Source organism: Micromonospora sp. CA-259024, from assembly GCF_050936255.1.
Taxonomy (GTDB): domain Bacteria; phylum Actinomycetota; class Actinomycetes; order Mycobacteriales; family Micromonosporaceae; genus Micromonospora.
In genome coordinates this window covers 2,726,435-2,739,724 of sequence record NZ_JBNJND010000001.1, presented here as the reverse complement: position 1 = coordinate 2,739,724, position 13,290 = coordinate 2,726,435, and the positions used below count along the sequence as shown (strand labels likewise).

The 13,290-nt window shown below is 69.0% G+C and carries 8 protein-coding genes; 2 read left to right on the top strand and 6 right to left on the bottom strand.

The window, feature by feature from the left end; genetic code table 11:
* The first annotated feature begins 1 nt into the window (after nucleotide 1).
* A complete protein-coding gene (locus ACQEUX_RS11820; RefSeq protein ID WP_433045581.1) occupies nucleotides 2-1,507 on the top strand; it encodes a tripartite tricarboxylate transporter permease in 1,506 nt (501 codons plus the stop codon).
* Nucleotides 1,508-1,751: 244 nt separating this feature from the next.
* On the opposite strand, the gene ACQEUX_RS11815 is transcribed toward ACQEUX_RS11820, so the two are convergent.
* From ACQEUX_RS11815 to ACQEUX_RS11790, 6 genes are all read right to left on the bottom strand, one after another.
* Nucleotides 1,752-2,945 (bottom strand): sugar phosphate isomerase/epimerase family protein, encoded by a 1,194-nt coding sequence (locus ACQEUX_RS11815; RefSeq protein ID WP_433045578.1) that lies wholly within the window; start codon nucleotides 2,943-2,945, stop codon nucleotides 1,752-1,754.
* Between the two features lie 138 nt (nucleotides 2,946-3,083).
* Nucleotides 3,084-6,536 carry a ThuA domain-containing protein gene (locus tag ACQEUX_RS11810; RefSeq protein ID WP_433045575.1) on the bottom strand — a complete coding sequence of 1,151 codons (3,453 nt, stop codon included), beginning with the start codon at nucleotides 6,534-6,536 and terminating at the stop codon, nucleotides 3,084-3,086.
* A 259-nt stretch (nucleotides 6,537-6,795) separates the two neighbouring features.
* Nucleotides 6,796-7,737 carry a sugar phosphate isomerase/epimerase family protein gene (locus ACQEUX_RS11805; protein WP_433045572.1) on the bottom strand — a complete coding sequence of 314 codons (942 nt, stop codon included), beginning with the start codon at nucleotides 7,735-7,737 and terminating at the stop codon, nucleotides 6,796-6,798.
* Nucleotides 7,738-8,161: 424 nt separating this feature from the next.
* The gene (locus ACQEUX_RS11800) at nucleotides 8,162-10,009 is read right to left on the bottom strand and encodes a glycoside hydrolase family 15 protein (RefSeq protein WP_433045569.1); all 1,848 of its coding nucleotides are present in this window, start codon (nucleotides 10,007-10,009) and stop codon (nucleotides 8,162-8,164) included.
* A gap of 229 nt (nucleotides 10,010-10,238) precedes the next feature.
* Entirely contained in the window at nucleotides 10,239-11,108 is an 870-nt protein-coding gene (locus tag ACQEUX_RS11795; protein ID WP_433045566.1) for a DUF6745 domain-containing protein, read from the bottom strand.
* A 226-nt stretch (nucleotides 11,109-11,334) separates the two neighbouring features.
* A complete protein-coding gene (locus ACQEUX_RS11790; RefSeq protein ID WP_433045563.1) occupies nucleotides 11,335-12,249 on the bottom strand; it encodes a LysR family transcriptional regulator in 915 nt (304 codons plus the stop codon).
* Between the two features lie 118 nt (nucleotides 12,250-12,367).
* Here ACQEUX_RS11790 and ACQEUX_RS11785 point away from each other — a divergent pair, with 118 nt between their 5' ends.
* A complete protein-coding gene (locus ACQEUX_RS11785; protein ID WP_433045560.1) occupies nucleotides 12,368-13,273 on the top strand; it encodes a DMT family transporter in 906 nt (301 codons plus the stop codon).
* The last annotated feature ends 17 nt before the right edge of the window (nucleotides 13,274-13,290 follow it).

The window sequence follows — 13,290 nt, the reverse complement described above, 5'->3', positions numbered from 1 at the left end:
CATGGAACTTCTCGACAACCTCGCGCTGGGCTTCTCGACCGCCCTCCTGGTCCAGAACGTCCTCTACTGCTTCGTGGGAGTGCTGCTCGGGACCGCGGTCGGCGTGCTGCCAGGCATCGGGCCGACGGCGACGGTGGCGATGCTGCTGCCGATCACGTTCAGCTTCGAGCCGGTGACGGCGCTGATCATGCTGGCCGGCATCTATTACGGCGCACAGTACGGCGGCTCGACCACCGCCATCCTGATCAACCTGCCCGGTGAGTCGTCGGCGGCGGTCACCGCGCTGGACGGGCACGAGATGGCCCGGCAGGGCAGGGCCGGTCCTGCCCTGGCCGCCGCCGCAGTCGGGTCCTTCGTCGCGGGTACGGTGGCCACCGTCGCGCTGGCCGTCGCGGCCCCACCGCTTGCCAGCGTCGCGTTACAGTTCGGCCCGGCCGACTACTTCTCGCTGGTGCTGCTCGGTCTGATCGTGTCGATCGCGCTGGCGCGTGGCACGGCGCTCAAGGCACTGGCGATGATCGCGCTCGGCGTGCTGCTCGGCACGGTCGGCCAGGACATCTACACCGGCACCCCCCGCTTCGTGTTCGACCAGCGCGAGCTGTACGGCGGCATCGACTTCGTGTCGGTCGCCGTCGGCATGTTCGGGGTGGCCGAGATCCTGCGCAACCTGGAGAACGAGCAGACCCGGACGACGGTCGTCAGCACGGTGAAGAACCTCTGGCCGACCCGCGAGGACAGGCGCCGAATCGTCGGACCGATCCTGCGGGGCACCGGTCTCGGCGCCGCGCTCGGCGTCCTGCCCGGCGGTGGCCACGTGCTGGCCTCGTTCACCTCGTACGCCGTCGAGAAGCGGATCTCGAAGCGGCAACAGGAGTTCGGGCGCGGCGCGATCGAGGGCGTCGCCGGCCCCGAGTCGGCGAACAACGCCGCCGCACAGACGTCGTTCATTCCGCTGCTCACCCTGGGTCTGCCCGCCCACCCGGTGATGGCGCTGATGGTCGGCGCGTTCATCGTCCACGGCATCACCCCCGGCCCGAACGTCATCACCGACGAGCCGGCGCTGTTCTGGGGTCTGATCGCGTCGATGTGGATCGGCAACGTCCTGCTCGTGCTGCTGAACCTGCCGCTGATCGGCATCTGGGTGCGCATGCTGCGCATCCCGTACCAGGTGCTGTTCCCGATGATTGTCCTGTTCGCCGCGATCGGCACCTACTCACTGGGGTCCAACGCGTACGACGTCTACGCGATCGCGTTCTTCGGGATCCTGGGCTACCTCCTGATCAAGTGCGGCTGCGAGCCGGCGCCACTGCTGCTCGGCTTCGTCCTCGGCCCCTTGCTTGAGGAGAACCTGCGGCGGGCGCTCATCATCTCCCGCGGCGACGCCTCGGTCTTCCTGACCCGACCGATCTCCGCAGTGCTCCTGGCCCTGGCCGTGGCGGCGCTCGTCGTCGCCGTCCTCCCGACGATTCGCAAGCGCCGAGAGATCGTGTTCGCCGAGGAGGAGTAGTAGGAGCCCCTAATCGCTGGCCCCCGGATGCCGGTGCAGCACCAGCCGTCGGTGAGCGCGGGCTCGGACCGTTGCGCGATGGTGCCCCAGCCTTGGCTGGGGCGGTGCTGGAAGACGCCGATGGAGTCATGGTCGTTGCGGCCGCCGACCGAGCAGTGGGTAGCCGAGGAAGCCGACGGCGGCGCTAGGCAGACGATCGCCCGCTCCGGCCGACAGGCCGGAGCGGGCGAATCTGTGGGATTTGTCAGTAGCGCAGGGCGCGGAGGTTCGCGTAGCTGTCGCACGCGGACGAGACGCCGTCCGGGCGGGGGCTGTCGTTCTCGGTCAGGAAGAGGCCGACGCCGCTCATCCGGCTGTAGGCGAAGATGCGGGCGAAGTCGATGGTGCCCTCGCCCACGTCGGCGAAGGAGCCGTCGGCGGCCATGTCCTTGACGTGGAACAGCGAGAACCGGCCCGGGTACTGCTTGATCAGCTCCACCGGGTCGGCGCCGACGCTGGACGCCCAGTACAGGTCGAGCTCCATCGCCACCAGATTCGGGTCGGTCTCGCGGACCAGCACGTCGTAGCCGCGTACGCCACCCTCCTGAGTGGTGAACTCGAACCCGTGGTTGTGGTAGGCGACCGTGATGCCCGCCTGCTTGAGCTCGGCGCCGACCGCGTTGAGGGTCGCCGCGATCTCGGAGTAGTCGTCGAGCGTCCACGAGCCCGAACCCGAGATCCGGACGTACTTCGCGCCGAACGCCCGGGCGTCGGCGATGACGCCGTCGAGGTTGTTCTGGAGATCGCCGAGGCCGATCCCGATCGACGGGACGGAGAGCCCGGCGTCGGCCACCAGGGGCGCCAGCGCGGCGGCCCGCTTGCCGTAGAAGTTGTTCACCGCGCCCGAGGGTTCCGCGTTGCGGTATCCGCAGGCGGCGAGCGCAGCCAGGGTGGCCTCCGGTGCGGCCGGCATGGTGGCCCGCACCGTGTAGAGGACGAGGCCGATCCGGTCGTCGGGTACCGCGCGGGTCCCCGGTGCCGGCTGCGGCTGGCCGATCTCGGAGGCGGCCGCTGCCCGGACGATGCTCGCGCTCTCCCGCGCGGTGATGACGTCATCCTGTCGGAGCGCGTTGGCCAGCCCGCTGACGGTGCGCACGAAGCCGCCGTGGTCGGCGAACGGCGCGCCGGCCCAGATGGCGTCCAGGATCGTGCACCCGTCACCGAGGTCGTGGTTGGGTACGCCCGAGTCGGCGCCGCCATGGCCGAAGAAGACCGTGGACGAGGTGGTGTAGCCCCACGGGCAGAGGTCGTCGGCGACCTGTTCCGCGGCGGGCGTCTCGGGTTCGGCGGCCGACGCCGGAGCCGCGGTGAACGGCAGGAGTGTCGCGGCGAGCGACACGGCGAGCAGGTACCGGGCTCGCGGTCGATGGCGGGACGGGCGGGCGAAGGTGGAGTTCATCGTTGGCTCCCGGAAGTCGGAGGGGCAGGTGGTCACGCCACAGAGGGCAGCGCCGCGGATAGCGGCTGCTGGAGGCTGTTGGGGGCCGCGCCGGGTCGGTGGTGGCGGGGCGACGTTCCGCCCCGCCACCCGTGTCGCTCAGCTCGCCGTCACGACCACGGTCGAGGACCAGGTCGCCCCGAGGCTGTCGGTGACGGTCAGCCGTGCCGTGTACGTGCCCTTGCGGGCGTACGTGTGACTGGCCGACGCGCCGTGCGCGACGGCCGAGTTGTCGCCGAAGTCCCACGCGTGATCGGTGATCGTGCGCCCGGGCGCCGGCGAGGCTGTCCCGGTGAACGCGACCGCCAGCGGCGCGGTGCCCGTGGTGGGCGTGGCCGAGGCCGAAACCGTGGCGTCGGCCTGTTCGCGCACCCCGGCGCCGTTGAAGCGCAGCCAGTCCAGCGCCATCAGGTCGGGGGTGCCACCCGTCTGGTTCGGGTTGACGAAGACCAGGTGAAGGGTGGTCGTGCGGCCCGGATCGGTCAGCTCGACGGTGGGCGAGACGACGTTGTCCCAGCCGCCGGTGCCGCCGATGGTGGCCCGGCCGAGGAGCTGGCCGGTGGGTGAGTCGGCCCTGATCTCGATGTCGCCGCCGCCGCTGCCCGAGGCGACTCCGAAGGTGACCGAGTCGATGTTGCGGAGGTTGACCGGGCCGAAGCTGATCCACTCGCCGTGATCGATGTCGCCGATGCGCTTGCCGGCGCTCGCTGTCGCGCGGTCGAGGACCTGGATGCCGCTCTGGCCGTCGAAGTGCTCGGCCTCCTTGCTCTTGGTCTGCAGTTCCGCCCGGGTCGAGCCGACCAGTTCCGGCGCCCCGTTCGCCCCGCCGTCGGTGTACTGCGCGGACAGCAGCGTGTAGAGGTTCTGTCCCGGGCCGTGCCCGTCGCCGCCGTTGCTCTCGGTCACCGCCACGCCGGTGCAGCCGACGTAGTTGTCCAGCGGGTGAGCGTGTGAGTCGTGGCCGAGCTGGGTCTGCACGACCACCTTGGCGCAGTCGATGGTGCTCTCCTCCGGGTCGGTGACCGTGACCGTGTACGGGATGCGGTCACCGAAGTCGAAGAAGGCCCCGTCGGGGACGCTGAGGGTCACCGTCGGGCGCGTGTTGCCGGCCGTGATCTCCTGAACGGCGACGGCGGTCTGCCCGTTGGTGGCCGTGACGGTGAGCCGGGCCGTGAAGCGCCCCGGCGTGCTGTAGGTGTGGCTGGGGTTGGCGGCGGTGGAGTCGACGCTGCCGTTGCCGTCGAAGTCCCAGGCGTACTGGATCGCGGTACCGTCCGGCCCGCTGGAGCCGGCGCTGGAGAAGGCGACGGTCAGTGGTGCCGGGCCGCTGTCCTTGTCGACGGCCAGCCTGGCGACCGGCGGCCGGCTGTTGGCGACGTAGTCGATGCGGTAGATGCCGGCGCCCTCGTTGCTGCCGCCCCGACCGCTGCCGCTGCCCTCGCCGAAGTCGATGACGTAGAGCGAGCCGTCCGGCCCGAACTCCGCCTCGAACGGCTGGATCCACGACATATCGCCGAGAATGCCGTTGATGGACTGCAGGTCACCGGCGTTGGTGGGGCCGAAGCGGGGATCGCTGAAGGTCTGGGCGGTGTCGTGGATCGACAGCGTCTTGAACCACCTGCGGGTCAGCTCGTAGACGAACCACTTGCCCTCGTAGTACTCGGGGAACTTGGTCAGCCGCTTGTTGGACGGGTCGTAGTCGTAGACCGGCCCGCTCATCGGGCCGCCGCCGCCCGTGCCCAGCTCCGGGAACTGCGGGGAGGCCGAGTAGGCGTACCAGACCAGGGCCGGCCTGGTCGCCGGGAGGTTGGTCAGGCCGGTGTTGTTGGGCGAGTCGTTGACCGGCGCGGCGCAGTCGAACGTCGGCCCTGAGGTGGCGGTGGCGAAGTCGTAGTCGTTGAACGGGATGTTGTTGCCGATGCAGTAGGGCCAGCCGTAGTTGCCGGCGCTGGTGATCCGGTTGAACTCGACCGTGCCCTCCGGCCCGCGGGCCGGGTTGGCGGACCGGGCGTCCGGGCCGTAGTCGGCGACGAGCAGCGCGTTCGTCTTGGAATCGACGGTGATGCGGAACGGGTTCCGCATGCCCATCGCATAGATCTCAGGCATCGTCCGGGCCGTGCCCGGGGCGAACAGATTGCCGTCGGGGATGGCGTACCTGCCATTCGGCAGGGGCTTGATCCGCAGGATCTTGCCCCGCAGGTCGTTGGTGTTGCCCGCGGTGCCCTGGGCGTCGTACGCGCGCCGGCCGGACCGCTCGTCGATCGGGGTGAAGCCGCTGGACTCGAAGGGGTCGGTGTTGTCACCGATCGCGGCGTACAGGTTGCCCTGCTGGTCCATCGTCACCGAGCCGCCCATGTGCGAGTTGGCGCGCGCCTCACCGCGCCAGGTCGGGATCGTGAGCAGACGCTTTTCCGAGGCGAGGCTGACACTGTCACCGTCGACGGTGAAGCGGGACAGGTTCAGCTGCTTCTCCACCCGGTCGGACCAGAGCAGATAGAGCCAGTTGTTGTCAGCGAAGTGTCGGTCCAACGTCATGCCGAGCAGGCCGTCGGACTGACTGGTCTGCGCCGGCGTGTAGGCGAAGTCCAGCAGCGTGGTGACCGTGAGCGTGTCCTGGTTGACGACCTTCAGCGCGCCGGTGCGCTCGATGTAGAAGACCCGGCGGTCCGGCGCCACCGCCAGCTCGAACGGGTCGGAGAGGTCCTGGTTGACCAGGGGGACCCGCTCAAAGTTGGTGGTCCTGGTGGCGCCGCAGTCACCCGGGACGGCGCCTGCGGCCCACTTGATGCCGCCCAGCAGGTGCGCGAGGAACGCCGGCTCCTGGAACGACGAGGAGCTGTGCCCGCCGGCGGTGAACCAGGAGCGCCCGCCGTCGTAGTTCTGGCACCACGAGTACGCATGGTCGGTGCCCTCGTCGAGCCCGGGAATGCCGTCGCGCACCTTGATCTGGGCGAGCGTGTGGACCTTGCCGGTGGGGTTGGCCCGCCAGTTGTACCACTCCTCGCTGCGCTCCCAGAGCTCCGGCAGGTCCTTCGTGGACGGGTGGGCGTGGTCGAGGACCTTGATCCGGCCCGGGAAGGTGCCGCCCGTGGCGGAGAAGTCCGGGTGCTGGTCGAAGATGGTCCCGACCAGCCCCTCGTACCAGGACCAGTTCCGCTCGCTCGCCGACGCGGCGTGCAGGCCGACCCAGCCGCCACCGTTACGGACGAACCGCTGGAGCGCGGCCCGTTGGTCGGCGTCGAGGAGGTCGCCGGAGGCCGGGGTGGAATTGGTGTTGTTGAACACGAGGGCGTCGAATCGAGCGAGGTTGGCATCGGTGAACGCGCCCGCGTCGGTGGTCGCCTCGACGGCGAAACCCTGTTGGTCGCCGAGCTGCCGGATGGCGGCGACGCCGGCCGGGATGGAGTCGTGGTAGAAGTTTGTGACCTTGGAGAAGACCAGCACCCGGAAATTGGCGTCGGTGGCGGATTCGGCGGCGGTCGCTGCCGTGCTCGGCAACAGGAGTGTGACGGCCGCGAGCAGGGCGAACAGTAGCGTGCGTTGGCGTCTCATACACGCGCTCCTTATTGGGGACGGTGGTAAGAAAGCGCTTTCCACGTTGCCTGCACCCTATGAGATCAATTCCGAAGGGTCAATATTCCGGGGTCGCCTACATTTCGCCGGACGCGACGGTTTAAAGGCATGCCGATAACCACTCTCTCGAACGGAGAGAGTGGTTATCGGCAGTCAATTGAATGAAATGTCGGTCGGGCACCGGGGCCGGCAGTTCCGGCCGGCCCCGGTGCCCGTCAGCACTCCTCTCGGAGGTGTCTCAGTACCGCAGCTTGCGCAGGTAGCGGTAGCCGACCTCGGCCGTCTGCTGCGGCGTCACATCGGGGGTATCGTTCTCGACGATGTACTCCAGCACCGAGTGCTCCCGGAAGATCCGGGCGAAGTCGATCGTCCCGGTGCCCAGGTCAGCCATGTCGCCGGTGGCCTCGTCCCGGTCCTTCACGTGGTACTGCAGGACGCGCTGCGGCGCGGAACGGATGACGTCCAGGGTGAAGCCCTCGGGATCCGCGACGCCGTCGCCGGAGTTGATGCCACCGGTGACCGCCCAGTAGAGGTCGACCTCCAGGTGCACGAGCCGGGGGTCGAGTTCCGCGGTCAGCACGTCCCAGGGGCGCTTGCCGCCGCCGAGGTCGATGGTGAACTCGTGGGCGTGGTTGTGGTAGCCGTAGCGCAGGCCGGCTGCCCGCGCCGCGGCGGCCTCGACGTTCATCTGCTCCGCCCAGCGTTTCCAGTCGTCCGTGCTCTCGGAGTACAGGTAGGGCACCACCATGAACTGCTGGCCCAGGGTGACCGCGTTCTGGACCTTCTGCTCCAGCTCGGTGGCAGTACCGCTGATCCCGTCGTGGCTGGAGCTGCTCCTGATGCCGATGCCGTCCAGGAACTGGCGCAGCTGAGCGGCGGTCCGACCAAAGTAGCCGAGCGCCAGCTCCACGCGCGGGTATCCGAGCCGGGCCAGGTGGGTGAGGGTGGCGTCGTAGCCGGGTGCGCCCCACAGGGCGTCGCGCACGGTCCACAGCTGGATGCTGATCAGACCCGGGGGTACGTGCTGCCGTCCGGCCCGGTGAGCGGTGGCCGACGCGGCCGTCGCGCTGAGGCCGGACGAGGCGAGCCCGACGCCGGCGGCGGCCAGCGTGCCGCGCAGCAGAGTGCGCCGGTCGACGGAGCGCCGCAGCGCGGCCATCCCGTCATGTCCATAACACATGGTCTCTCCTTATCGAACGTTATGCGCTGGGGACGAGGACGACCTCATCGGTGCCGGTCAGGGACGGTAGGCCGTCACCGCCGGGGTCGGTGTAGGACGCGAGAACACACCCCGGTCAGGTTGCCGACGGCCTCGCGACTGCGTGGTCGGGAACGGGCGGAGGGCAGGGGTAGGGGACAGGTGCGGTCAGATGCCGGCCGGCAGCCAGGGCCGCCAACGTGGCGGTTAACCGCGACGAAACACCATCGACCTGGCCGACGCTACAAAAGACATGTAGGCGTGTCTATGACTTTCCTTCAACTCAACCGAACTTTCGTCCGAGGCGGACGAAAGTAGCTCTTCGTGCGCGGACGCCGATGAAGTCGGTAGGCCCGCGCGCGACGGCACCGCCCGCGACGGCGCCTGGCCGGAGCGTGCCCCCGCGCTACCGGCGCCTGCGGGCGTCGGCCTCGGCGTCGAGCAGGTCGTTGAGCGTCAGCGCTGAGTTGATCAATGAAAGGTGGCTGAACGCCTGGGGATAGTTGCCGATCTGCTCCCCGGTCGCGGCGATCTCCTCGGCGTAGAGGCCGAGGTGGTTGCTGAAGGTGAACATTTTCTCGAACGTGAGTCGGGCGTCGTCGAGGCGGCCGGAACGGGCCAACGCCTCGACGTACCAGAAGGTGCACATGTTGAAGGTGCCCTCGTGGCCAGGGAGACCGTCGGGGGAGTGGACCGGGTCGTACCGGTGCACCAGGCTGTCGGAGACCAGTTCGCGCTCGATCGCGGCCAAGGTGGACTGCCACAGTGGGTCGCTCGGCGTGACGAAGCCGACCGCCGGCATGGCGAGCAACGCCGCGTCCAGCACGCTTTCGTCGTACGCCTGCACGAAGGTGCCGCGGCCCCGGTCATATCCGCGGTCCATGACCTGGTTGTAGATGCGGTTGCGATGCTCGGTCCAGCCGGTGACGTCTCCGGGCCGGCCGGTCCGAAGAGCGAGGCGGACGGCCCGGTCCAGCGCGACCCAGGACATCACCCGGCCGAAGGTGTAGTTACGGGGGTGGTGGCGGCTCTCCCAGATGCCGGCGTCGGCCCGATCCCAGTTGTTGCAGAGCCAGTCGACAAGCCGGACGGTGCTCTTCCACACCTGGTGCGAGACGCGGATGCCCTGCTCGTCAGCGAGATGCATGGCGTAGAGCGCCTCGCCGTGGATGTCGAGCTGGAGCTGGTCGGCGGCGCCGTTGCCGATCCGCACGGGCCGCGAGCCGCGGTAGCCCTCCAGGTGATCGAGAACCTCCTCGTGCAGGTCGGAGGAGCCGTCCACCCGGTACATGATCTTCAGTGGATCCTGGAGGTCGCCGGCCTCGCGGATCCGCTCGTCCAACCAATCCATGTACCGGCTGACCTCCTCGGTGAAGCCGAGGCCGAGCAACGCGTGCACCGAGAACGACGTGTCCCGTACCCAGGTGTAGCGGTAGTCCCAGTTGCGGGTTCCGCCCACCAGCTCCGGCAGCGCGGCAGTGGGCGCGGCGATCATCGCACCGGTCGGCGCGTACGTCATGAGTTTCAGCGTGATGGCGGAGCGCTCGACCATCTCCCGCCAGCGGCCGGTGTAGCGGGAGCGTTCAAGCCAGCGCCGCCAGTAGTCCCGGGTCCACTCGAACATGCCCTGGACTTCTTCCGGCGGGATGACCCGTGGCTCGGTGCCGCCAGTCTCCAGGACCACCCCGCCAGTGTCGCCCTCGTTCAGCGTGCCGTACGCGACGAGGTCGTCGCCCTCATGGCGGATGTCGCCGCGTTCGGAGATCAACCGTCGCGCGGGGTCGACCGGATTGAATGTCAGCGTCGTCGACCGGCCGCGAAAGACGTACCCGTTGTGGTGGCGCTCCAACTGATGCCCTTCGCGGGCATAGTCGAACCGCGGCCGGCACTCCACGCGGAAGCGCATGCTGCCCTTGACCATGGTGACGATGCGGACCAGGCGGTGCGCGTCGGTGGCCCGTTCGCCGGTGACCGGCATGAAGTCCATCACCTCGGCCACGCCGTCGGCGCTGATGAACCGGGTGATCAGGATGGGTGTGCCGGGGAGGTAGAGCTGTTTGGTGACGTACCGCACGTCGTGCGGCGCGATACGGAAGTAGCCACCCTTCTCCTTGTCCAGCAGCGCGGCGAAGATACTCGGCGAGTCAAAGCGCGGCGCGCAGAACCAGTCGACCGTCCCGTCGCACGTCACCAGCGCGGCGGTCTGCAGGTCGCCGATGAGTCCGTGATCCTCGATCGCCGGATAGCTGTCCACGTCTCTCCCCGGTTCGGCTGCGTCCTGCGCATCGAACCTAGGGGGAGAATTGTCGAGTCAGGTGAGATTCACGTTCAGCCACCCTGTCGCGTGCCTTCCCTTCGCCTTGCCCGCGACGTGTCGTGCGCGCTCTGTCCGTGGACGGAGACGTAGGGAAGCGGCTGGCTGGTGGACGGCGGTGCCGGCCGGGCCTGATGGGAGCCTCGACCCGGCCGGCTGTCGGCTCAGGTCACAGTTTCAGGAGGGGTTGCCAGCCGTCGCGGTAGCGCAGACCGCGAGGTCGCAGTCGGACCGGCTCGTGCACCGTTGCGGCGACCGGCTCGGTTCGGATCTCCTGGGGCCGGTCCACCACGACGCAGACGTCCTCACCCGGCCACCACCAGCCACAGGAGCGGGCCAGGCTGGCCCACGCGTTGAGGTGTTCGGCCTCGTCCGGCCCGTACCGGGCAAGGCCGAGTCGATGCAGCGTGTCGTAGTAGGCGACCCACGACGCGTCCTGCTGGCCGTACCAGCAAACGGGGACCGGACCGCTGCCGGCCAGTGCGGCACGCACGGGTAGGTAGTACCCGTGCGCGAGGCTCCGGTGCAGTGCCGTGCGTACGCCTTGGTGCAACACGACACCGAGCGGAACGCCGCTGTCGAGCGCCTGTAGCGGTGCCAGTTCGGGCCATGGTTCTTTGGTCTTGCCCGCCCGCATCGGTGACAGCTCCGGATCGGTGTGAATGACGCTCGCACTCAGCGCGCCACGGAGCTGGGAGGTGACCATGGCGAGATCGCTCGCCAGTGGTGGTGTTCCGCGCGGACGAGGGTCGCGGATCCACTCGTAGAGTTGGTCGAGGGTGGGCCATCCGGTGATCAGGGAGCGTGCCTTGTCGGGCGACTCGACCCATTCGAATCGGGGTCGCGGCCGCTTCATTCTGGCGTAAATGGCGGTCAAACAGCGTTCGGTGGTCGGCTTGTCGGCCGGTTCTGTGGACAAGGCGTGGCCAAGCCACTCCTGCCGGATCCCGACGGCCTGCTGCCACAGGTCACGAACGTTGTTGCCATAGACGGCCTGTGCGGGCATCGCGGCGTCGTTGCGCCGCGCGGGGGCGCTCATCGCGCCTGGGCGTCGCCGCCCTTCCGTGAAGAGATCATGGGGGTGACTATGGCCCACCATGCGGCACAGCCGCAAGCGGCTTCGAAAGCCATCCGGTGCAGGACCCTGGGGCGACGTGACCGGTCTCGAATCGAAAGCCTTGCCGCAGCGCGTGACGAGCGAGCCGGAACGGCGCTGACGGCTGGTGGGTCAGTGGCGTCCCGGCTCGGGTCAGAACGTCCCCGACTCAGGTGAGCTTGTGCGCCTGGTCTGTCACGGCGGCCAGGAGGGCGGTCAGGGCGGGAGTCGGCGGGGCATCTCGGGTGACCACGACCAGACGGCGCCTGATGTTGGCTTCGGCAACGTCACAGACAGCGAGAGTGGGGTCGTTCGCCGGCAGGGTCAATGCCGGCAGCAACGCGACGGCTCCCGTGACGCGGACGAGTTCGAGTTGAACGTCTGCGTCGTTGGAGCGGTGCCGCAGGTCGGGCTCGTATCCGCCGAGGGAGCGGCAGGTCCCGACGACCATCGCGTGATGGCCGGTCCCCTCCGCGGAGGTGGCCCAGACGTCGGACCGCAGCATGGCGACCGCGACGGGTCCTCCCGGCCCGGCCAGCGGGTGCGTCGCTGGCAGCACCACCTTCAGCGGCTCCTCATGCAGGAGTGCGAAGCGCAGCCCGGCCGGACGGGGCCGTGGATGCCCGTCGTACTCGTCGCCGATCACCAGGTCGACCGCACCCAACCGCAGGCCGGGTAGGGCCATTTCGAGTTCGAGCTCGAAGATCTCCGTGCGCACCCGGGGATGGTCGACCATCATGCGGGCCACGGCCGGCACCAACAGGCGACGGGCCGCCGACTGCAGGCCGCCGGCCCGGACGGTGCCGCGGACCTCATTGTCCAAGGCCGCCAGGTCCGCGGCTGCCGCCTCGGCCGCCGAGAGCAGCACTCGCGCGTGCTGGGCCAGCAGCTGCCCGGCATCAGTCAGTCGCACACCTCGCCCGGCCTTCTCGAACAACCGCGTACCGACCTCCTTCTCCAGGAGGGTCAGTTGCTGGGAGATCGCGGACGGGCTGTAGCCGAGAGCTGCGGCCACGGCGCCCAGGGTGCCCCGCTCCTCGAACTCCCGAAGGAAGCGGAGGCGGCGAAGATCCTGCAACACCATCCAGGAATGCTAACGGGTTGAGTCCACGAACCATCACTGGACCTGATGAGTTCGGTCCCCGATGCTCAACGCCGTGGGTCTCGCACTGTGTCTCCTCTCAGCGGCGTGCTTCGGCGCCATGGCGATCTTCGGAAAGCTCGCCTACGAGGCGGGCGTCGCGCCCGGGGCGCTGCTTCTGGTGCGTTTCAGCCTGGCGGCCGTTGTGCTGGCACTGCTCCTGCTCCTGCGGCCGGGTCTGCGCCGAGGAGGAGCCGGGAAGAACGGGGGAGAACCCGGCCGCCGTCCAGCGACAGCACGCCGACGCGTGCTGGCCATCGCCATCGGCCTGGGCGCGGTCGGGTACGCCGCTCAGGCGAGCCTGTTCTTCTCGGCTCTTCAGCTGATGGATGCCTCGCTCCTGTCCCTGATCCTCTACACCTACCCCGTCCTCGTCACCGTGACGGCGGTTCTGCTCGGGCGAGACCGGATGACACCGGGGCGCTGTGCCGCGCTGCTGGCCGCGTCCTGCGGAACGCTCCTCGTTCTGCTCGGCGCCGGCGGGGCGAGCTTCCACCCGCTCGGGGCGTTGCTGGCCTTCAGTTCCGCGATGGTCTACACGATCTACATCCTCGTCGCCGACTCCGTCGTGCATGAGCTGCCACCCGTGGTGCTGGCCGCGCTGGTGATGACCGGGGCCGCCGGCACCCTCGGCGCACGCGCCCTCGTCACGGGAGGTGTCGACCTCGACTTCGGGTTGCCAGGATGGTTCTGGCTGATCTGTATCGCCGTCGTCTCCACCGTGGTGGCGATGCTCACCTTCTTCGCGGGCCTGCGGCGGACCGGCCCCTCGAGCGCCGCGATCCTGTCGACGTTCGAACCCGTGGTCACCACCGCGCTGGCCGCGCTCATCCTCGGCGAATCACTGAGCGCCATTCAGCTCGCGGGCGCGACCCTGGTGCTGTCCGCCGCCGGTGTGCTGCAGGTCCGACCCGCCGGGGTACGCCGCAAGGCCCAGGATCTACGTCAGGTGCCCGAACCAACCTGACCTCCCCCAAGATCCCA

What these genes read in the sequence shown, in the direction of transcription:
- ACQEUX_RS11805 (WP_433045572.1), bottom strand. Translation starts at nt 7,737, where the DNA reads ATGTGTTATGGACATGACGGGATGGCCGCGCTGCGGCGCTCCGTCGAC.
- ACQEUX_RS11785 (WP_433045560.1), top strand. Translation starts at nt 12,368, where the DNA reads ATGGCGATCTTCGGAAAGCTCGCCTACGAGGCGGGCGTCGCGCCCGGG.
- ACQEUX_RS11790 (WP_433045563.1), bottom strand. Translation starts at nt 12,249, where the DNA reads ATGGTGTTGCAGGATCTTCGCCGCCTCCGCTTCCTTCGGGAGTTCGAG.
- ACQEUX_RS11815 (WP_433045578.1), bottom strand. Translation starts at nt 2,945, where the DNA reads ATGAACTCCACCTTCGCCCGCCCGTCCCGCCATCGACCGCGAGCCCGG.
- ACQEUX_RS11795 (WP_433045566.1), bottom strand. Translation starts at nt 11,108, where the DNA reads ATGAGCGCCCCCGCGCGGCGCAACGACGCCGCGATGCCCGCACAGGCC.
- ACQEUX_RS11820 (WP_433045581.1), top strand. Translation starts at nt 2, where the DNA reads ATGGAACTTCTCGACAACCTCGCGCTGGGCTTCTCGACCGCCCTCCTG.
- ACQEUX_RS11810 (WP_433045575.1), bottom strand. Translation starts at nt 6,536, where the DNA reads ATGAGACGCCAACGCACGCTACTGTTCGCCCTGCTCGCGGCCGTCACA.